Here is a 19,459-nt window from a genome sequence, read left to right as displayed (position 1 = left end):
GTCTCCTAGTTATTTTTATGAGCCAGACATTTGGACGGCTGCTGGGGAATCGCTGTCTGTTTGATGTCCTTTATTATCATATAAGTTATCTAAATATAGGTCGTCTAAAAAGCTTTGCTGCCAAGCATGTAAATTATCTTGCTGCAATCCTTGTAATAATGCCTGATAGCGGGACTTTCGCTCTCCTAATGTCATCGTTAAGGCAGTATTCAAACCCTCTATGATGCTTTTTGGCTGGTGCGGATCGATAATGACCGCTGCTTGCATTTGCTCGGCTGCTCCTGCATAACGTGATAGCATCAGCACCCCAGGATTATCAGGATTTTGGGCAGCAATATATTCTTTGGCGACCAGATTCATACCGTCTTGCAGCGAATTTACCCAACCGATATCACTTTGGCAGAATGCCGTCATCACGGTCTCATGGCTTAACACTTCTTCGCTATAATCAATTGCTTGCCAAGTATTTGCATTGGGCGAAAATTGCTGATTAACGTTATAAACCGCTTGTTTAACTTCCTTATAAAGTCGCTGATAAGTCGATAAATCTAAACGGCTAGGGCAGGCGATTTGTAATAATTGCAGCTGATTTTGATAGGCTGGATATTGCTGTAAAAAGTCGCGATAGCCCGAAAAACGCTCTAATAAACCTTTGGAATAATCAATCCTATCGACCGCAATAATACGCTGTGAGATGGGCTTTACCGTATCGTTATTCTGAATACGCTTGATAGATGATAAGGATAAAGGTGAGAATAAATGGCTAACCTGCTGCTGAATCTTTGTGACATTGACGCCGATAGGATAGGCATTAATTATTAAAGCATGCTGGGGTTTTAACTCTAAATGAAGCTTTAACTGTGTACCAGATGCAGTATGCGCTCTAGTAAGAGACTGTTTGGAATATAAAACGTTGATGGGTAAAAAATCTAAAAGACTGTTTTTTGCCAGACTATCTTCTAAAACGTTGTCTTCTAAAACGCTGTCTTTTAAATAATGCTGAAAAACAGCAAGACAATGGGCTTTATCCTGCTGAGTTTGGGTGCCAAGCACATCATAATGTGCCAAATGCTTAATCAGCTCACAGCTTTGAGCAAGCCGTTGCCAAAAGGCTAATGGCGCAAACGGAATATGTAAAAAAAAGCCAATACGATTCTTTATTCCAAGTTTCTTGCAATGATATGCGACACTTAAAAAATGATAATCATGCACCCAAATCACATCGTCAGGCTGAATAATGCTCTTTAATTGTTGAGCAAACAGGCGATTCACTGCTTGATAGCCTGCATAGTCCTCTGGTGCTTGGTTAATTAACTCAGGTTGCTCATGCAGCATTGGCCACAGCACATTATTGGCAAATCCGCAATAAAAATGCTGATATTGTCGGGTGGTGAGGGCGGTGGTCATATAAGTAGTTTCGGTATGCGTTCCTTGCATACAAGAACTTGCTACATTCTCTTGTTTATAATTGCTAAAGCTATTGATTTCACCGGCATCAGAGCTATCAATAATGGCACCATTCCAGCCCATCCAGATGACTGAACTGCCCGTTAATATATCTTGCAGCGCTACTGCCAGCCCGCCTGCCATAGGATTATTATCGGGCATCTTTACTCGGTTAGATAAGACGATTAAACGGCTCATATCAGTTGCCTCGAATGTTTGCTGACTATCTGAACATTGGAATTAGTTAGGTTAGACAATAGCGTGCTGCGTTTTTGACAAAAAGTTAAAAAGCGCTCAAGTAAAACTGTTACGTCATGAATATTATTGACATAATAATGGGCGCACGTTGGCTGCTGGTACTCGTTACCTACCCTGATACCCATGCCTTTGATTAAATGGCTTTTTTCTATGAATCGCTTGCTGCCTTGTACGGCCATAAACCCTGCTTCATCGGTTATATCATCACCGATAAAAATAGGGCAAAGAGTATCATTGGTCTGCATTTGTTTTAATAAGGTTAAAATTGCAATGCCTTTATCGGCCGCTTTGGGCGCTATCTCCCACACATATTTGCCCTGTTTTAATAGCCAATCAGGGTGATTTTTTGACGTGGTTGACATAATGGCGTACGCCACATCAGCTAACGCAGGATTTTGCCGATAATGTAGGGCAATAGAATAAGGTTTATCTTCTATCGACAAATCATCGTAAGGCATACAAGATTGGCGAATAGCCTGTTTGATAGCGGTCAGTTCAGTGAGGTCAATCTGTGTAAGGCTGGCGCTGATACCATCAAATGCCATTTCTAATCCATGCGTTGCGGCAATGGGCAGCTTTATAGGAGACAGCATTTGCCTTGCTTCAGCTAGACTGCGTCCGGTGACAATCGCGATGTTGACGCCATGACTTTGTATTTTTTCTAAAAGCGTTAGGGTGGTAGTAGGAATGAAGCTGTCTTTTGGATTCAAGGTAAAGTCTGCAAGCGTGCCATCTATATCTAAAAACAGGCAATAGCCTTGCTGAGGCGATAAGTAATCGGCAAAGTGCTTGGGTGAGATGTATATAGGTGCGCTATGCACGCTGGCGCTTCTTCCTGAAGTCACATATATTCCTTTATTTATCTTTGGTAATAGAGCAGCAGATTTTGCTCTAAGACGCACGAATTTTGAAATGAACTGTCTACTAAAAGCTAATATGTGTTTGATATAAAAGAATGTGCGGGTTTGCAGTGTTCTCTTAGTTTCTAGTTATACGCAATCCAAGAATCAAACCAAGAATCAAGCTAATAATAAAGAAACAAGCGCTATAATAAGCAACCAAACTTGATCACGAGTGTGCCATAAACTCCGTTACACTATGATGGACAACCTATTGAGTTTAGTATAAGTTTTTTTAACATAAGTCTTTAAATTTACAAAAAACCATTAAGGAAAGATTATGCATATCACTGCAAATTTTGACGCAGGTAATATTGAGGTTATTAGTCTAGAAGATAAAAAAGATATCCAATTAGCGATTCGTCCAGACGTTGGTGAAGGGTTTTTCCAGTGGTTTAACTTTCGTCTATCAGGTGAGATTGGCGAGCAATATGTGCTTAATATTGTCAATGCAGGGGCGGCGTCATACCTTGAGGGCTGGGAGAATTACCAAGCGGTTGCTTCCTATGATCGGGAGTACTGGTTCCGTCTGCCAACCTCTTATAAAGACGGCAAATTAACCATAGTGGCAGAGCTTGAGTGCGATACCATTCAAATTGCGTATTTTGCCCCTTACAGTTATGAGCGTCATCAAGACTTATTGGCAGCCGTACAAACGCACCCATTAGTGAGTTTAGAGCATTTAGGCGAAACGCTTGATAAGCGCGACTTAACCTTGGTAAAAATTGCTGATGGCGATAGCAGTAGTGATAAGAGCAAACGCAATATTTGGATTACGGCGCGTCAGCATCCGGGTGAGACGATGGCTGAGTGGCTGGTTGAAGGATTGTTATATAGCTTACTAGATAGTGATAACGCCACTGCTAAGCTGTTATTAGAAAAGGCGAACTTCTATATTGTGCCAAATATGAACCCTGATGGCAGTGTGCGCGGACATCTACGTACTAATGCTGTCGGAACGAATTTAAACCGTGAATGGTTAAATCCAAGCTTAGAGAAAAGCCCTGAGGTATTCCATGTCATTAATAAAATGCAAGCAACGGGTGTGGACTTGTTTTATGATGTGCACGGTGATGAAGCGCTGCCTTATGTGTTCTTAGCCGGCTCGCAAGGGACGCCAAGTTATAACGACCGCCTTGCCCGTTTACGTGATAAATTTTCAGACGTATTAAAGCTCGCCAGTGCCGATTTTCAGTCTGAGTTTGGCTATGACATCGATGCGCCGGGCACCGCGAATATGACCATCGCCACCCACTGGGTAGCGGAACGGTTTGATTGTCTGGCCAATACCTTAGAGATGCCGTTTAAAGATAATGATAATGTACCTGATGCAGATACAGGCTGGTCACCAGAGCGTTCAATTAAGCTAGGTGAAGCCTCGTTGGTTGCCATGCTGGCGGTCGTGGATGAATTGCGTTAATTATTGATGTGTCATATTTAAATCATATATTTTATTAGACTTCTTGCATAAGTCGTCGCCAGTCTTTGAAACTCTGTTATTAGAAATCAATAGAATGGGGCTTTTGTAAGAGGTCTATTATCTATAAATTTAAAGGATTGGGAGGGAGATGCAAATGGGACAAGTCTCTACTTATTGTCGTGATATAAGTGGTTCCATTATAGCAGTCTGTTTTAAGTGGTCTGTTAATAGGTTTGAAGGGTGAAATAGGTGGTTCAGTTGGGGTATGCTCTATATAAATAGGAGAATAAATTGTTAAAGTTCAAAAGTATTAGCAATGATAATAAAATAGTTTCCATCGAATTTGATGACTATATTCCCTTTGATATAAATATCGGCAAGCCAAACTTTCAAAAATCATATTTTAGATACGGTGATGGAAAAAGGTCATTGCTCGAAATTGGAGTTAATGCGGAAGAGGGTGTAATGAGCAGTTGTACCTTGACAGTGATTAAAAGAGAAAATATTAAGAGACTTAATAGTTCTTTTAAAATTCCTGACTATGCACTGACTAAAGGTATTGTAATTTTTGATATTACAAAATCAAATAAGTGCTTAGATAGCTCTTTTATAGATACTCTTGATTCAGATCTTTATCTCGATTTAGGAAATAACTATATATCTGTAAGATTTTCAATTAGTTATTGCAAAGTGGAGTCGTATATTATAAATGATAGATTAGTAGTAGGTTTTAATAATAGTAAAGAGTTATGTATCATAGCTATGACTCAATTATCTTTATCTGAAATAGAGAAAATTAAAGCCAGCACTGGATTAATATGACATTTAGGGCAAAGCTATGATTTACACCAATCTACTGATGAAAGAGTTTTTAGATATTAACGAAAGTGAAATACGAGAAGGCACATTAGATAAGGAGTCAGACCTTATCTTAAAAGAAGGGTTTTTACCGATAGGTGACTGCATTTTTCTAGAAAAAATATTCCCTTCAAGCTATACTCGCTGTTCAATTGAAAAACATAAGATTGAAAGATAATTTACTGATTTTTCGGGTTATGAAGTTTCTACTAATAGGTTTCATATAGAAGATTTTACAGACCAAGACCCGTTCATCCAGTCCATCATATTTTCTAACAAATTCAAGAAAAAATGGCTTATAGATTTTCCTTTAGAGAGCGTTAATATAACAATAGGTTTTCAAGATGATGAGGTTGGGAGGTTTGCAACTTTTACTTTTCACAAGAGTAGGAACGGTGAAGTAGTGCATGATATCAATAGCCTTGAATTGTATGCTCAGCCTATATACGTTGAAGTTATATCTGCCAGATCGATTCCTGTATAGCGCACCGAACTTACTTTGAACCACTTTTGAGGAAGATAACGACTATGGAATCATTGAAGAAGATGCTTTTTAGTATTATGGTAATCGTTTTCTGCTTAAGTCTATCCGCTTGTAACTACGGTATTTTTGATTGGAATAATCAAAACCTCGATAAAAGAAAAGATTATAAGAATCGGAGTAGTTGTACTACTGACCAACAAAGTATTGCGAGGGTACAATTACAAGATAGCTATAACAAAGCAATTGATCAGGATATTTTTGAAAAATGTACTACTAATTCTAACTATAGGTTTAAATCCGATCCTAAGTATAAGCAGTAGAACTAAGAAGCTCGCTATCACGGCAAACCTAATTATTCCTATAAAAGCTATCTAGAAAATTTGATCATGATGGCTATTTTTAAGCTTAAAAAGCTAACGTTCTGTACACTACAATGTACACTGTCATGATTTTAATAGCTCTACCTATTAGCGTATATAGCCTACAGCCCAAGTTTCGAGTCCTCACTAGGGAACCTCTCTTTGTTTCTATAAGAGAGGTTATAGTAACGAAGACAGAAGTTAAACCGCGACACCAAACAACCCGCCGATAAACGAAGTTGCCAGCATAGCCAATACACCCCATATTACCACCCGAGCAGTAGCAGGAATGATAGGGGCACCGCCCAAGCGTGCAGATACCACACCAAGTAAAATTAAGCCTACGACAGTTAACGAGGCCAACGACCATACCAATGTCTCTGCTGGCAATAGTAGAATACCCATAACAGGGACGATGGCGCCTACTATGAATGATAGGGCAGAGGCAATGGAGGCTTGAAGTGGCTTGGCGGTACTTATGTCAGTTAAGCCAATCTCATCACGCGCATGGGCTTCTAGGGCATCGTGCTCAGTCAAAGCCACGGCAACTTGATGGGCTAAGTCTTGCTCAAGTCCACGCTGCTCATAAATTCTTGTCAGCTCAAGAAGCTCGCGCTCAGAGTTATGCGTTAACTCATGATGCTCTTTTGCCAAGTCCGCTTTTTCAGTATCTGCCTGTGATGACACGGAAATATACTCACCCGCCGCCATTGATAAAGCACCCGCAGTCAATGACGCAAGCCCCGTCAGTAGTAAAGTCTGGCTATTGGCGTTTGCCGCAGCAATACCAACCAATAAACTGGCGGTAGAAATCAATCCATCATTTGCACCGAGAACGGCTGCTCTGAGCCACTGGCTACGGTTGCTTAAATGCACTTCATCATGAATAGAAAGGGACATAAATAACCTCAAAAATAACTAAGCAAGAATAATAAACCAAAAATAATGAACCAAAGATAGTGTATTACAGTTTACCCTGTAAATTGCTCAGAGATTAGCTAACTTGCCTTAACGCATATAAACGATAGGCAATCAGTACAAAGACCACTGTCTGACTGCCGGCATAAAACAATAATAGCGCTAGCAGTCGGCTATCAGAGCCCACCATAAACACATGGATACTAATGCCCATATAAGCTAAAAAGGTTAAAAAATGCAACCATCGCCATGCTGATTGACCCATGTATTTTTTAAGGTAGAAGCTAAACGCGCTGATGAATAAAAACCAAAATCCCAATTGTCCTAGTGCGACACCGATACGGTCAGTCTGAAACCCAAGCGGTAATAATACCTGCCAAATATTCAGATTCATATAGTTATCAGCCAATAAAATAGCCGCATGAAAAGTAGCAAAACCTACGGCGAGCAAGCTTAAATATTGATGTAATGCAAATACTTTTGCCGCATTAAAATACCGACATAGGCGCGTACCGAGCAACAAACCAAAAACAACTGCCAACCAAAATAAAGCATAGGCAATCACACCACTTGCGCGCGACAAATACCAAAAGTGCTTGTCTGTGGTCATAAAGATTTGCGATAGGCTTTCTCCCCACAACGAAAAGGCATAAACGCCGCCGACTATGCCAGCACTTAAAATAAATACTGTCCATAGCGCCTGAAAGACTGTCTTAGTTAGTTTAACTATCAAGTGATTGCTAGAATCAGGGTGAGAGTCAGTATGCATGGCTATTCTCCAATCAAGGTAACAACTTAAGATAGTAAAACCTTAAATAGTAACGACTTAAATATTTTTTATGGATTAAATGGCAATTAAGTTTGGATGAATGGCAGGTGAAGCCATGACCTTATGATTAGTATCGACTAATACGGCGGCAATATGCTGTTCGGACAGCCATTGCAGCGCTTTTTTCGCGCCTAGGATGACACAGTATTTGGCATATACCCCTGCGGTCAACGTATCATCAGCAAGTATGGTGGCACTTAAAACGTCGCTTTTTGCAGGACAAGCATAATAAGGATGTATCAAGTGATGTTGCCAATGGCCTTTATGCCACCAACGGCGATAGTCTTGACCTGAGGTTGCAACAGCGCCCGCACTGATATGAATAATGGCAATATCTTCTTCATCTTGAACCTGCTGGCTATCAGCAATATAGGGTTTGGCGATAGCAATGGCCCATGTAATAGGTTTGGCAAATTTTTGCTCATTTGGCACACCAATCGCTATGTCGCCTCCCATATCAATTAAACAAGGCAATTGCCAGTCAGAGCGTTGACTGATGTATTCGGCCAATTGCATCGCGCACCATCCTTTGACATAACCATTTAAATCGAGAGCTGTGCCAGTCGGGAGACATACTTGATGTTGTCCATGAGCTGACGTGCGAAGCTTGATATTTTTTATGGATTGATTGGCAGCGTCGTTTTTAGAAGCATCAGAAGTATCTTGCAAAGTCGGCTGAGCTGTTTGCACAGACGGCGTCGGTTGTTTTGCTAAGGTCTCAAATGAGTGTTTATAGCCGATATCCCACAGGGTATTTAGTAATGTTGGGGTGACTAAGCCTTGGGTTTTTGGCACAAAAGCAATGGCACTTTCTAAAACTGCAAACAATTCTGGGCTGATATCTGTCCATTGATTGGTGTGACTATTGAGTCTCATCAGCTCGCTGGTGTTATCAAAACGACTGAATGTATGCTCCCACTGCAGCAGTTTTTCTTCTACATAGGCTTTAACCAAAGCGACTTTTTGGTCAATTTTTTGGTCTATCTCTTGGTCTGTGTTGCCTTGCGTTTGCTGCAAGCTTAATTGCGTAATATTTAGACTGATTTGGACGTGACAACCCATCGCCGGCAACATAAAGGTCGCTAGTTGTGGCGTGCTGCTGTTGGTGTTTGCTTGCATAAGAAGTCCTTAGTTGCACGATTGGTCATCATTTTAAGCCCATCATTTTTTATTTATCGAGAAGAGCGGGTACGAGCGACAACTGCTATCGCTTCAACCGCTGGGCGTTCTACTTCATTCACTTGTCTTAATTGCGTGATATCAACGCCGCTTGGGGTTTGAGCCACTATGACGTTAGGGTTTGAGATGCTAGTGCTGACAGGGATAGCGGTGCTGGCAGGTAAACTATCGGCTTCTTGATCAAGTAATATGAGCCAACCTGCCATGGTGCCAACGACCGAGACGATGAGAATGCTATTTTTAAACGTCGCAATAGGATCGGCTTTTTTCAGGTTTTTATGAGTGGCTTTAGTAGCAGGTACTTTAGAATTAATCATCATAGTCATCCTCATCGTTATCATGCTTATAGCTCGTAGCAATCAGACGCTCGCTTTCTTTATCGTATTTATCCTTATGCTTTTTCTTATGGTGTTCCACCTCATCATTATCGTGGTCTTCGTATTTATCTTCGTCATCGTCATCGTCATAATCAGAATAATCGCTATCAATAAGAGCGCCACTGGTGTTAACAGGGTTCAAGATAGAGCCGAGATTGGCATCAATATAAGTGGTGTTGGTATCTAAGCGCACCTCATAGGCGACGGCACCGTTGTAGTTAACCAGCTCTGGAGTCGCTTGTAGGGTTGCATTAGGAAGGTTCTGCTTAGCTAAGGCGATTGCTTGGTCACTTGTAAGCATCGCAGCTGATAGCGGCTCTATAGCAGTGTTCTGTTTAACAGCGTCAGTCAGCTGATTGGTGATATTTGCCGCTGATAAGACATCAGTAGAATCTGATGATGCTGTCGTTAATGCGATAACACCGCCAAAGAAGACCAGTGAAGAGGCACCGATAGTCAATAACAAGGGTTTTAATAGTGGCAGGCTCATAAGGTGTACTCCGTATGAAATCATGAGGGAATACAAGTAGCATACGCGGTGAAGACTAACTCAAACTTAAGACAAGGCGGCTTTATTTACTGATAGTGACCATAAAGCCGGTTTCTGGAGAAGGGCGGTTGGCAAATGCTAAGTTCAGGTTATGTAGCTCGACAATCCGATTAGCAATAGATAGACCTAAGCCGCTGCCCATTTGGCTTTGACCGGCTGGTCGATAAAAGCGTTCGCTGAGCCGTGCTAACTGCTCAGGTGCGACGCCATTGCCATTATCGAGCACTCGGATAGCATTTATATCTAGCTGTAATTCCACCAAAGCGCCTTCTGGGCAATAATGAATGGCATTCTCTAAGAGGTTGCGAATTAATAATTTGAATAAGGTGGGGTTTACCAGAATAGGTAAAATATCGGCAGGATGGTCACACAGCACTGTGCGCTTGAGTTGGATATGCTTTTCCCGTGCTAGCCGATTAACCTCGCTAAGTACTTCGTCGGTTAAAGCCAGCCAATCAGGTTTTTCTAATTGTTCAGCAGGCAGATGCTGCTGTGGCTCTATTTTTGCTAACGTCAAAAGTTGCTCAACCAAGTGATTGGCGCGCTCAATACCCTCACTGATTTTTTGAGTGTGATAGAACAGTTGGCTATCGTCCTCTATCTCTGACAGTTGCAGTAATTGCTGTTGTAATAAATCCGCTTGTAACTTTAAGGCGGCAAGCGGACTTCGTAGCTCATGTGACGCATCAGCTGTAAATCGTTGCTCACGCGCTAAAGTGTCAGCTACTTTTACAAATAACACGTTTAAGGCGCTGACTAAAGGCTGAATCTCTTTAGGGACATCTGCTGTGATGGGGCTGTCATCTTGTGGCTGACGTTGTTCAAGCTCGGCGCTAACCTCTGTTAAAGGTTTAAAGCCACGGCGAATGAGTAGAACGACAAGACCCATGAACGCCAGCAACCCAATCAACATAGGCAGTAGCTGCACCGACATAGTCTCGACAATCATTTTTTGGCGAGAATCAAGGTTTTGACCAACCGCAATCACGCGGCTTTCGTGCTTATCAGAATGTTCATCGTGAATATAAAACAAGCGCCATTGATGGTTAAAAGGGTTTAAGCGCTGATAGGCATGATGATGGTCTTCTAAAAAGCCATGTTGATCGGGGAGAAATTTAAATGACTGCCCATTTTCGTCCGCCATGAGCAGCCGACCGTCTTTATTCCAGATGGCGAACCCCATGTAATCATCTTCAGCCTCGCCAAGATCACCGGATAGCTGCTTACTTTTTAAGTGATATATTTTGGCAGCGCGTGACTGTTTCTTATGGTCATCGTTACCATTGTCATCGTCGTCGTCATGTTCCTCGTCAGCAGATACCCCGATTAAGTAACGGGCGACTTGCGTGATTTGGGTGTCATTCATCTCATTGATTTCATGCCACAGTCGCCAAGCGATAAAGCTGGAGGTGAGTAACCAAAGCAAAGGCAGTCCAATCAATAAGGACGTCAGTAGTCGTTGTTGGATACTTTTCATAGGCTCACAGGGCAAAAGGTGACGGAGGATTTTAAGTTTAAGTTTAAGCTTTTATATTACTATAGATGATTGTAGGTAGGATTTAAATAATAACCCACCCCACGTTTGGTTAAAATAAAATCATTGCCAAGCTTTTTGCGTAAATGATGAATATGTACTTCAATGGCATTGCTTTCTATATCTTGTTGCCATCCATAGAGCTTGTCCTCTAAGCTTGCCCGACTGTGAATCTGCTTAGGATGCGTCAGCATTTGCTCTAGTATCGCCACCTCTTTAATCGTAAGCTCAATAAGATTGCCTTGATGGTAGAGTTGTTGGCTATGAGGCTGATAAGTCACGTTACCGTAGCGAATTTCAGGTTGGCTACGTCCTTGGCTGCGCCGCATCAGTGCTTGCAGACGAGCGATAACTTCATCCAAGGCAAAGGGTTTAATCAAATAGTCATCAGCCCCTGCATTGAGTCCAGCCACGCGATTGGCGATGGCATCGCGAGCAGTGATGATTAATACAGGGGTATCTATCTGTTTGCCGCGCCAGTTTTTTAATACTGTCATACCGTCGCCTTGCGGCAAGCTTAAATCTAACAGAACCGCATCAAACATATTATCTTGTAATGCCAGCTCACCTTGCTTTGCATTATCGAACCAATCGACCATCATTCCATGACTTTTTAAACCCAGAATAATACCGTCGGCGATAGTGCTATCGTCTTCTATGAGTAATATACGTGCCATATGCCATGCTCCATCATTTTTCTTATTCTGATTTAGAGGGTTCATCTACTATGGTTTTATTACCAGTAATCATGGCTTTAATCAGATTCTGTCGTTGCCAGTAACTCATGACTATTGCCGCGATAACGTGTAGAGGAACCAATAGATACAAGCTATTTGCTAATAATTCATGTACCTCTTCAAGAAAATCTTCGTTCCCCATCATTCCTGATTCCATCAGATAGCCTGTGATTCCAAGTCCTATAATCGCCGCCCATAATGATAGCATCATAATAGCGGCTAATGGATTATGACCAAGATGCTGTTTATCGGTACGACGGACGCTGAGTGCTGATAAATGGCGCTTGATACGTAAAGGAGTAGGAAAGAAACTGCTAAATCGAGCATAGCGTGTCCCTACAAAGCCCCATAATAAACGTATGACAACTAACCCAACGACAGTATAGCCAACGTATGCGTGCAGCTCGCTACCGTCTTCTGTAAACAATAGGTTTGCAATAACACCAATAGCGACTGCCCAATGGGTGATTCTGACAAGGATATCCCAAACTCTTACTTGCTTCGTTTTAGACGGTTGTGAAAAGGGTTTACTTGCGTCGTTGGTTATACCGCTATGATTGTTTTGGCCCATCATTATACCCCGCTTAGTAGTCAGTTTATTTGCTGGCGATAACACGCTATTAAAATAAACGTGTCTATCGCGATGAGGCTAGATTTATTGTAAATAGCCTTTGTTAGCACTATTAAAACAAACCAACCTTAAGCTGAGCTTAGAGGGCAATAAAAGTTTGAGTAATAAAAAGGAGTATTTGATGGAGGGTATAAGGAGTAATAGTTTGCGTTGCCAGAATTTATTGATTTTAATTGAATGCGTTTTAAGAAACTATCTTAGTCTGGGAATTAATGCATAGTAGACCTTTTAAAAAATACACTTGCAAGCGCGCAGGCTATCGTCAATGACAATAGCATCGACACTAAGGTATGACTGAAAAAATGGTCGCCAAAGAGCATTTTGTAAAGTCCCATTGTCCAGCCTAAAACTGTGACCGCTGCAAATATTCTATAGCGATACTTATGCAGAGTAGGTAAAAATGCTAATCCATATAAAGAAAACCCTGCACTTGCATGGGCGGCTGGAAAGCACTTAGCTGGCGTATTCGCAACCATATTTTGCCAAAGGTTAAGGTAGGGCAGCTCACCACCCAACAGCGTCAAATGATTGGGGCAGCTAACATGGGTGACACCTTTTAATAAGGCAATGCTAGTAGGTACTAAGATAATAATAGTTAGTAGATAACAGATTTCCCGAGCTGATAGAGGAGTCATCAACCTATGAGGTTTTACGGTATTTAGTGACAGGTTTGCATCGACAGGTTGTTTATATCTAATGATTAACACAATCAGAAAATAAATCGCCAATATAATTAACAAAGCTTTGGGTCCATCATAAAAAATAAAGGCATAAGGCTGAGCGCCTTTTTCCAAAAGCCAATGTCCGTTTAGGTATAAAAGCTCGCTAATACGCACATCTAACGCGCTATGCTCAAATGTTAGCGTTGCAATAATGGTTAAACACAGTAGCTTTAACCAGACCCAATTAGCTGAATAGGCTTTCAAAGTACCACACTCATTAACGCCATTGACCATAAGACAAATAACAGCAGTAACGCCAAAAACTGCGCCGCCGAACCGACATCTTTGGCTATTTTAGCTAAGGGATGCTTTGCCGTTGACGTATGGTCAACACTGGCTTCAATACCGGTATTAATAAGCTCGACAATCAAAGATAAAAACGAGGCGATGACTAGCATCATTTTGATACTGGTGCCAAAAGGCATAAATATAATGACAGTGAATAAGATTAGATTGAGCCATAGCACTTGTCTAAACGCTGCTTCAAATTTATAAGCCGCTTTAAATCCATCTAAGGAATACCCTGCGGCGTTAACGATACGAGAAAGCCCCTTTTTACCTTTTGCATGACTGGCAAAGTTATCAGCTACAATGAAAGTATGAGGCATTTCTGAGTTTTTAGAATGGGAGTTTGTTTGATTGTTACTGATATGAATGGGGTTGAATTGGTTCATATTGGATTCTTAATAGTCTATTAAAATCAGTGCATACGGTAGATTTCGAACCATTTAAAAAGAGTAAATGGAACCAGTAAGCACTGAGTATAAAATAGGGCGTATTAAGAAAACGTTAAGCTTCTCCTAAAACTATTGATAATAGATACTAAAGGTGCTGCCGCCTGTAGTATTGGCTTGGTGGGTCAGCTTCCAGCCCATATGCGTCATAATGCGTTGCACAATACTTAGCCCTAAACCTGTACCTTCAATCTTATCCGACTGCTTATCATTATGTGGTAACTCTAAACGCTCAAATCTCTCATATAGCAATGGCATCATGGCTTCAGGAATGCCAAGACCTGTATCGGTGACGGTGATTTTTTCAGCATCGATACTGATAATAACTTCCCCTTCGTCGGTGTATTGAAAGGCATTTTTTATCAAGTTTCCTAGTGCCATTTTTAGTAGTTCAGGTCGTACGTAGGCGAAATATTCTTGTTCAGCGACGACGGTGCACGTGACTGACTTGTAGCGTAATAAATACTTTAAACGCTCAGCTTCATTAACCGCAATATTGTTGATAGACGTTTGCGGTGTGTCCAGCTTTTCAGGTGCACGAGAGAGTAATAGCAAAGCGGTGATAATCTCAGAGGTTTCTTTGGCGGTATTGCTAATGCGATTGGTGAATTCGCTCAAGTGACTGTCGTCGGCCAATTGTGATGCCAGTACTTCTGATGCGCCCATAATAATGGTCAAAGGCGTACGCAATTCGTGGCTGACATCACCGGTAAATAATTGCTCACGCTTTAAGTACTGCTCAAACTTTTGGTTCTTCTCATCAATGGCGCGAGCCAAAACGCCAACCTCGGATGGCAAATGAGTCAATTCGGTTAAATTTTGATGGTCGGTTTCTACGGCTTTTTTTAAGTCTAATAAAGGCTTGGTAATTTGCCTTGAGGACAGCTGAGAGAATATCGCAGCAATGAGCAAGCTTAAAATAACAGCCACTCTTAAGGCGTTGGCAAATATGTCTTCTAATTGCTCAAATATGGCCAAAACGGGATAGCTTTCCATCACCAATTCACTGTCTTCTAAATAGGTTAAAAGATAGCGGTGATTGTTTTTATGATAGAGGAAAAAATGCAAGTTGGTGTTGATACTGCCTGCTTCGGTATCCACAGTGACCGGCGTTTCTTGCACCGTATCGGTTGCCATGGCTTTTAGATTAGCAGGGGCACTATCATAGTCATAGATTTTGATACCGGGATTGGCAATATAAATAGGCTGCTCACCTTCTTTTTCTTGACTGAGTGCCAATTGTTGAATCAAGCGCGCTTTGACCAGCTCTTGCTCAAGCTTCATTTCAGCATACATAAAAATACTGACGAAAGTGGCGCAAAGCAATAAGGCAAATAGAAAGTAGGAGATGCGAAATTTATTGGCGATGGAGTCGATGCTAAACATTGTCTTTACTAACATTGTCTTTACTAACATGGTATGTACTTCTTAATGACAAGCAGTAGGTAGAACGAGATGAAAGAGTAGCAAGAGCACTCAGAATAGCGTTGAGTCGCTTAATATTATCAATCTTACGATCGTCTTTTATTCTTTGTCTGAATCAATAATTTGATAACCAATCCCAGGCACAGTCACTATCATCGTTTTATCAAACGGCTTATCGACTTGTGCGCGTACGCTATGCACATGGGTTCGCAGCGCATCGCTACTTGGAATATCCTCACCCCATACTTTTTCTTCTAACTCGTTTTTGCTGACCACTCGCGGCGCAGCGCTCATCAGTATCTGTAATATCTTAAATCCAGTTGGCGTCAGTTTTATAGGTTTGCCCTCACGAACAATCGTGTGTACTTCCGTATTTAAAGACAGTTTGCCGACTGTGATACTGTGCTCAAAGTGACTGTCTTGATGGCGGCGTATCAGGGCTTTTATGCGCGATTCCAATTCAACCAATGAAAAAGGTTTGACCAAATAATCATCCGCGCCACTATCGAAGCCTGCCACTTTATCCGAAATAGTATCGCGAGCGGTCAGCATCAATACGGGGGTTTTATCATGTAGCTCCTCTCTGAGCTTTTTACACAGTTTGGTGCCATCCATACCCGGTAGCATGACGTCCAATAAGATAACGTCATAACGGTTATTCGAGGCGAGCGTCAAACCACTAATCCCGTTATGAGCATTGTCCAGCTCAAAGCCCTTGGGCTCAAAAAAAGCGTAAATATTGGCGACAATATCAGGATTGTCTTCAATAACGAGTATCTTGTACATACATGTCTCGTGCATAAATGCCAACAGGGCGCTAATAAAATAGGTTTAAAAGCCTTAAAAAATCCTAAAAAGGTCTAATTGGAAGCCTTAAAAAAAGTCGGTGCGGCAGCTACCTCATCGGTCGTGATACCAAAAAAGCCAAGTAGGGTTGGGGTAATAAAATCATGAGATACGGGCTGCTTAATCATGTTAGCAAGGCTGCTTTTATGGCTGCTAGTGCTATCGATGCCATTACTCGCAGGTGACCAGACAATCACCGGCACTTGCTTTTGAGTATCTGGCGCCATACTGTACGGCAAGCCATGCAAGTAGATATTGTTTTCACCCAAACTTTCTCCATGATCGCTGATGTATACCATCACCACATCATAATCCTGCTCATAAGCTTTTAGCGTATTGATAACGTTATTCAAGAAGTAATCAGTATAACGAATCGCATTATCATAGCCATTGATAATCGACTGACCATCACATTTAGACAGCTCATTGGTCATACAAACGGGTTTAAAAACTTCAAAGGTTTTAGGATAGCGTTTGTAATACTCAGGACCGTGATTACCCATCTGATGCAATACAATAAGTGTGTCTTTTGGCAATTCATTCGAATTTACTGTATCGGGCTTTACTGGTGATGCCTCTAATTTCACCAGTTTATCAAAGCCATTAAGCATGCCAATATCACGGCATTCGCCATCGCAATTAGGGTTAAGTTTAGGCGTTTTATAATCCTCAAAAGTCACCCTATCAGCGACGCCTTTAGAGCTAGAATTATTATCACGCCAAATAACGTTGACGCCTTGTTTATGCAAGGTATCAAGCACATTTTCATTATAGTCCGCACTATTGGCATCGTAATCCTTTCTATTAGCATAGCTGAACATGCAAGGAACCGAATAAGCGGTAGAGGTGCCGCAAGAGGTTGCATGCTTAAAGCTATAAATATCTGGCTGGCTAGCAAGTAGCGGCATAGTCTCGCGCTGATACCCGTTTAAGCCAATATGGTCAGCACGAACCGTTTCACCGACGACAAATACCATCAATTTAGGTTTTGCCGTATCTGTACTATTGCTAGCGACGGGCATGGTGCGTTTGGCATCTGTTGCATGCAGGATTAAGGTGTCAGGACGACGCAATTCATCGACGTAATCAGTGCCCAGTTTGACCACAGAATAAATAGGGGTAATAGGGTTGGTATAACTGCGCACCACTTTATGCTGGCGAAAAAAGGTGGCGTATTGGTCGCCAAAGGGCAGTAGGCAGATGGCTATTAATAGGATGGAGAGTATCAAAGTAAGCGCTCGTTGCCATAATGCGCGGCGTAAAGGCGTACGCTTGATACGAATGTTAGCAATGATAACAGCTGGCAATACTCCTAATAAAAGAACGCGAACAAAAAAACTCGGTGCCATCAAGCCCATCGCTTCTGCTTGATCGGTCTGCATGCTATTGACCAGCATATTATGATCAAATATCGTTCCATAGCCATCGGTAAAATAACCACATATTGCCGCTATTAATACCATCGCAATCAGCACTAACTTTGCGATTGGGCGATAACACAATAATTGCAGCACAAACCATATCAATCCAAACAGAAAGCCTGTGATAGAAATCATAAAACCAATATTGCTGCTAAAAGGATAAATGCTTAACACTTGCTTAAAAAAGCTCATATTGGCAGTAGCCACCAAATATAGCGCAACGATAATAATCAGATAATTAAGATGAATCTCACGATTAAAGTATCTGCTAATGATGCTTTTTTTGGCATCAGCTTTAATGGCATTGGTGCTAAGTGCTTGAAGTGTCAACATACACAGACTTCTCAACAGAGTTATAGGAAATATAGATTCCTTACATTAACAACTAGCTTGTTAAGAAGACGTTAAGGTGACGGGGTCAAATAATGGGTTGTTGATATTAAGAAAACAAAAAATGCAAAAACCTTTTACGCGATTTTTTATCATTTTTTTCATCGAAGTGTCATATCTGCTAGATACACTGCTGACCTATCCAAGATAAATAATTAAATTTTAATCATAAGCGATTAGGTGAGTGGATATGTTAGAGCTAAGACACGTTACAAAGAGATATGATGATAAGGTGATATTCGAGGATCTTTCACTCAAAATTAACACGGGTGAAATAGTTTCAATCTTAGGGCCATCCGGCTGTGGCAAGACTACTTTACTGCATATGATTTTGGGTTTAGCTGATATTAGCGGCGGCCGCATTGCCTATAACGGCGAAGATATTACCCGCGTCTCTATGAGACAAAGAGGCTTTAATATCGTCTTTCAGGACTATGCCTTATTTCCCAATCTCAATGTCAAACAAAACATCGAATACGGTCTGCGTAACAATCCTAGTGTCAGTACACAACAAGAAGTCGATGAACTGATCGATTTACTCGATATTAAGGCGCACCTAAATAAGCGTATTCATCAGCTATCAGGCGGTCAAAAGCAGCGTGTCGCGCTGGCGCGTACGCTGGTCATGAAACCCAAAATATTATTGTTGGATGAGCCTTTGTCGGCATTAGATGGGGTAATTAAGGAAACCGTCAAAGAGCGTATTCGTGAGATTGCCGTGCGCTATCAGCTGACTACCTTGATTGTCACCCATGACCCAGAAGAGGCGATGACGTTATCTGATCGCATCCTACTGCTATCAGATGGTAAAGTGGCGCAATTCGCTGAACCCGCTGAAATCATACACAATCCTGCCAGTGATTTTGTCACCAACTTCATTCTAAATCAGCTCAATATTAAACGTCGCAATATCTTAAGCTTATTTGCCAACGGTATATCTGAAGCTGATCCGCTAAGTAAGTACACTCAAACCCAAAACTATGGACAGTATGAGGCTGAGATTAGCCCCCGTCTTACTGATTCTAAAGCTATCACGGTCCATGATAAGCAAAAGTCAAAAGATACGGTGAAAGGCTGATTTTGTAGAAGCTGACAGTGACTGAATCGGCAACTGAGATACTGACTATAGCTGTCATTCAGTAAAAACCTGACCATTTGATTGTTTTGGACGTTTATGAAGCTTAGTAATCCACCCCAAGCAAAAGCCATTTGGCTATTTGTGACGATTTTATTCATCACTTTTCTGTTTGTACCCTTAGGTAAAATGCTGGCGTTATCATTCAATGTTGGCGATGGCATTGGCTTAGATAACTATAAAAGTTAGCTAAGCCAATGCCATCGCAAGTAGTGATAGCTTTAAACAGGTGATGTTTAATAGTTTTTTTGTGGCGACGGTGAGTGCTCTGAGCGCCACCATGCTGGCTTTCATCTTAGCTTATACC

The 19,459-nt window shown here is 41.4% G+C and carries 20 protein-coding genes; 5 read left to right on the top strand and 15 right to left on the bottom strand.

All coding sequences use genetic code 11. The features are described 5' to 3' along the window. Window positions 1-15: 15 nt before the first annotated feature. Together JMX94_RS11720 and otsB are read right to left on the bottom strand one after the other, a co-directional pair. A complete protein-coding gene (locus tag JMX94_RS11720) occupies window positions 16-1,644 on the bottom strand; it encodes a trehalose-6-phosphate synthase (protein WP_201565606.1) in 1,629 nt (542 codons plus the stop codon). Continuing rightward, window positions 1,641-2,549, bottom strand: a complete 909-nt coding sequence (gene otsB, locus JMX94_RS11715; protein WP_201565605.1) for a trehalose-phosphatase — start codon at window positions 2,547-2,549, stop codon at window positions 1,641-1,643. The genes JMX94_RS11720 and otsB overlap by 4 nt, the downstream gene beginning before the upstream one ends. A gap of 334 nt (window positions 2,550-2,883) precedes the next feature. On the opposite strand from otsB, the gene JMX94_RS11710 reads away from it, so the two are divergent. From JMX94_RS11710 to JMX94_RS11700, 3 genes are all read left to right on the top strand, one after another. After that, window positions 2,884-4,023 (top strand): M14-type cytosolic carboxypeptidase, encoded by a 1,140-nt coding sequence (locus JMX94_RS11710; RefSeq protein WP_201565602.1) that lies wholly within the window; start codon window positions 2,884-2,886, stop codon window positions 4,021-4,023. A 291-nt stretch (window positions 4,024-4,314) separates the two neighbouring features. Beyond that, a complete protein-coding gene (locus JMX94_RS11705) occupies window positions 4,315-4,845 on the top strand; it encodes a hypothetical protein (protein ID WP_201565601.1) in 531 nt (176 codons plus the stop codon). A 16-nt stretch (window positions 4,846-4,861) separates the two neighbouring features. Then, window positions 4,862-5,059, top strand: a complete 198-nt coding sequence (locus tag JMX94_RS11700; RefSeq protein WP_201565599.1) for a hypothetical protein — start codon at window positions 4,862-4,864, stop codon at window positions 5,057-5,059. Between the two features lie 866 nt (window positions 5,060-5,925). Here JMX94_RS11700 and JMX94_RS11695 read toward each other — a convergent pair. The 13 genes from JMX94_RS11695 to JMX94_RS11635 all read right to left on the bottom strand — a co-directional run bounded on the left by JMX94_RS11695 (window position 5,926) and on the right by JMX94_RS11635 (window position 17,960). After that, the gene (locus JMX94_RS11695; protein ID WP_201565597.1) at window positions 5,926-6,624 is read right to left on the bottom strand and encodes a VIT family protein; all 699 of its coding nucleotides are present in this window, start codon (window positions 6,622-6,624) and stop codon (window positions 5,926-5,928) included. 94 nt (window positions 6,625-6,718) lie between these two features. Beyond that, window positions 6,719-7,411 (bottom strand): ferric reductase-like protein, encoded by a 693-nt coding sequence (locus tag JMX94_RS11690; protein WP_201565595.1) that lies wholly within the window; start codon window positions 7,409-7,411, stop codon window positions 6,719-6,721. Window positions 7,412-7,486: 75 nt separating this feature from the next. Then, entirely contained in the window at window positions 7,487-8,590 is a 1,104-nt protein-coding gene (locus tag JMX94_RS11685; RefSeq protein ID WP_201565593.1) for an FAD:protein FMN transferase, read from the bottom strand. 53 nt (window positions 8,591-8,643) lie between these two features. Continuing rightward, window positions 8,644-8,970, bottom strand: coding sequence for a hypothetical protein (locus JMX94_RS11680; RefSeq protein WP_227673624.1), 327 nt, complete (start codon window positions 8,968-8,970; stop codon window positions 8,644-8,646). Beyond that, window positions 8,960-9,517, bottom strand: a complete 558-nt coding sequence (locus JMX94_RS11675) for a PepSY domain-containing protein (RefSeq protein ID WP_201565591.1) — start codon at window positions 9,515-9,517, stop codon at window positions 8,960-8,962. The genes JMX94_RS11680 and JMX94_RS11675 overlap by 11 nt, the downstream gene beginning before the upstream one ends. An 82-nt stretch (window positions 9,518-9,599) precedes the next feature. Continuing rightward, entirely contained in the window at window positions 9,600-11,054 is a 1,455-nt protein-coding gene (locus tag JMX94_RS11670; RefSeq protein WP_201565589.1) for an ATP-binding protein, read from the bottom strand. Between the two features lie 59 nt (window positions 11,055-11,113). Next, window positions 11,114-11,788 (bottom strand): response regulator, encoded by a 675-nt coding sequence (locus JMX94_RS11665; RefSeq protein ID WP_201565587.1) that lies wholly within the window; start codon window positions 11,786-11,788, stop codon window positions 11,114-11,116. Window positions 11,789-11,810: 22 nt separating this feature from the next. Continuing rightward, on the bottom strand, window positions 11,811-12,422 hold the full coding sequence (locus JMX94_RS11660) for a cytochrome b/b6 domain-containing protein (RefSeq protein WP_227673623.1): 612 nt from the start codon (window positions 12,420-12,422) through the stop codon (window positions 11,811-11,813). Window positions 12,423-12,688: 266 nt separating this feature from the next. After that, the gene (locus JMX94_RS11655) at window positions 12,689-13,405 is read right to left on the bottom strand and encodes a PAP2 family lipid A phosphatase (protein WP_227673622.1); all 717 of its coding nucleotides are present in this window, start codon (window positions 13,403-13,405) and stop codon (window positions 12,689-12,691) included. Then, window positions 13,402-13,809, bottom strand: coding sequence for a diacylglycerol kinase (locus JMX94_RS11650; protein WP_201565625.1), 408 nt, complete (start codon window positions 13,807-13,809; stop codon window positions 13,402-13,404). The genes JMX94_RS11655 and JMX94_RS11650 overlap by 4 nt, the downstream gene beginning before the upstream one ends. Before the next feature lie 198 nt (window positions 13,810-14,007). Further along, complete coding sequence (locus JMX94_RS11645) at window positions 14,008-15,321, bottom strand: HAMP domain-containing sensor histidine kinase (protein WP_201565583.1); 1,314 nt, start codon at window positions 15,319-15,321, stop codon at window positions 14,008-14,010. Between the two features lie 138 nt (window positions 15,322-15,459). Beyond that, window positions 15,460-16,146 (bottom strand): response regulator transcription factor, encoded by a 687-nt coding sequence (locus JMX94_RS11640; RefSeq protein WP_201565581.1) that lies wholly within the window; start codon window positions 16,144-16,146, stop codon window positions 15,460-15,462. Between the two features lie 74 nt (window positions 16,147-16,220). After that, window positions 16,221-17,960, bottom strand: coding sequence for a phosphoethanolamine transferase (locus JMX94_RS11635; RefSeq protein WP_201565579.1), 1,740 nt, complete (start codon window positions 17,958-17,960; stop codon window positions 16,221-16,223). 247 nt (window positions 17,961-18,207) lie between these two features. Between JMX94_RS11635 and JMX94_RS11630 the strand changes: the two genes are divergently transcribed. Together JMX94_RS11630 and JMX94_RS11625 are read left to right on the top strand one after the other, a co-directional pair. Further along, entirely contained in the window at window positions 18,208-19,095 is an 888-nt protein-coding gene (locus tag JMX94_RS11630) for an ABC transporter ATP-binding protein (RefSeq protein ID WP_201565578.1), read from the top strand. A 96-nt stretch (window positions 19,096-19,191) separates the two neighbouring features. Beyond that, window positions 19,192-19,341: a hypothetical protein gene (locus tag JMX94_RS11625; RefSeq protein WP_201565577.1), complete on the top strand. Its 150-nt coding sequence runs from the start codon at window positions 19,192-19,194 to the stop codon at window positions 19,339-19,341. Window positions 19,342-19,459: the final 118 nt, after the last annotated feature.

The sequence above is a fragment of the Psychrobacter sp. CMS30 genome, assembly GCF_904846565.1.
Classification (GTDB): domain Bacteria; phylum Pseudomonadota; class Gammaproteobacteria; order Pseudomonadales; family Moraxellaceae; genus Psychrobacter; species Psychrobacter maritimus.
This window is presented reverse-complemented; position numbering and strand designations above follow the sequence as displayed.

What these genes read in the sequence shown, in the direction of transcription:
- JMX94_RS11695 (WP_201565597.1), bottom strand. Translation starts at nt 6,624, where the DNA reads ATGTCCCTTTCTATTCATGATGAAGTGCATTTAAGCAACCGTAGCCAG.
- JMX94_RS11700 (WP_201565599.1), top strand. Translation starts at nt 4,862, where the DNA reads ATGATTTACACCAATCTACTGATGAAAGAGTTTTTAGATATTAACGAA.
- JMX94_RS11635 (WP_201565579.1), bottom strand. Translation starts at nt 17,960, where the DNA reads ATGTTGACACTTCAAGCACTTAGCACCAATGCCATTAAAGCTGATGCC.
- JMX94_RS11650 (WP_201565625.1), bottom strand. Translation starts at nt 13,809, where the DNA reads ATGCCTCATACTTTCATTGTAGCTGATAACTTTGCCAGTCATGCAAAA.
- JMX94_RS11685 (WP_201565593.1), bottom strand. Translation starts at nt 8,590, where the DNA reads ATGCAAGCAAACACCAACAGCAGCACGCCACAACTAGCGACCTTTATG.
- JMX94_RS11630 (WP_201565578.1), top strand. Translation starts at nt 18,208, where the DNA reads ATGTTAGAGCTAAGACACGTTACAAAGAGATATGATGATAAGGTGATA.
- JMX94_RS11625 (WP_201565577.1), top strand. Translation starts at nt 19,192, where the DNA reads ATGAAGCTTAGTAATCCACCCCAAGCAAAAGCCATTTGGCTATTTGTG.
- JMX94_RS11710 (WP_201565602.1), top strand. Translation starts at nt 2,884, where the DNA reads ATGCATATCACTGCAAATTTTGACGCAGGTAATATTGAGGTTATTAGT.
- JMX94_RS11660 (WP_227673623.1), bottom strand. Translation starts at nt 12,422, where the DNA reads ATGATGGGCCAAAACAATCATAGCGGTATAACCAACGACGCAAGTAAA.
- JMX94_RS11690 (WP_201565595.1), bottom strand. Translation starts at nt 7,411, where the DNA reads ATGCATACTGACTCTCACCCTGATTCTAGCAATCACTTGATAGTTAAA.
- JMX94_RS11665 (WP_201565587.1), bottom strand. Translation starts at nt 11,788, where the DNA reads ATGGCACGTATATTACTCATAGAAGACGATAGCACTATCGCCGACGGT.
- JMX94_RS11720 (WP_201565606.1), bottom strand. Translation starts at nt 1,644, where the DNA reads ATGAGCCGTTTAATCGTCTTATCTAACCGAGTAAAGATGCCCGATAAT.
- JMX94_RS11670 (WP_201565589.1), bottom strand. Translation starts at nt 11,054, where the DNA reads ATGAAAAGTATCCAACAACGACTACTGACGTCCTTATTGATTGGACTG.
- JMX94_RS11645 (WP_201565583.1), bottom strand. Translation starts at nt 15,321, where the DNA reads ATGTTTAGCATCGACTCCATCGCCAATAAATTTCGCATCTCCTACTTT.
- JMX94_RS11675 (WP_201565591.1), bottom strand. Translation starts at nt 9,517, where the DNA reads ATGAGCCTGCCACTATTAAAACCCTTGTTATTGACTATCGGTGCCTCT.
- JMX94_RS11640 (WP_201565581.1), bottom strand. Translation starts at nt 16,146, where the DNA reads ATGTACAAGATACTCGTTATTGAAGACAATCCTGATATTGTCGCCAAT.
- JMX94_RS11680 (WP_227673624.1), bottom strand. Translation starts at nt 8,970, where the DNA reads ATGATGATTAATTCTAAAGTACCTGCTACTAAAGCCACTCATAAAAAC.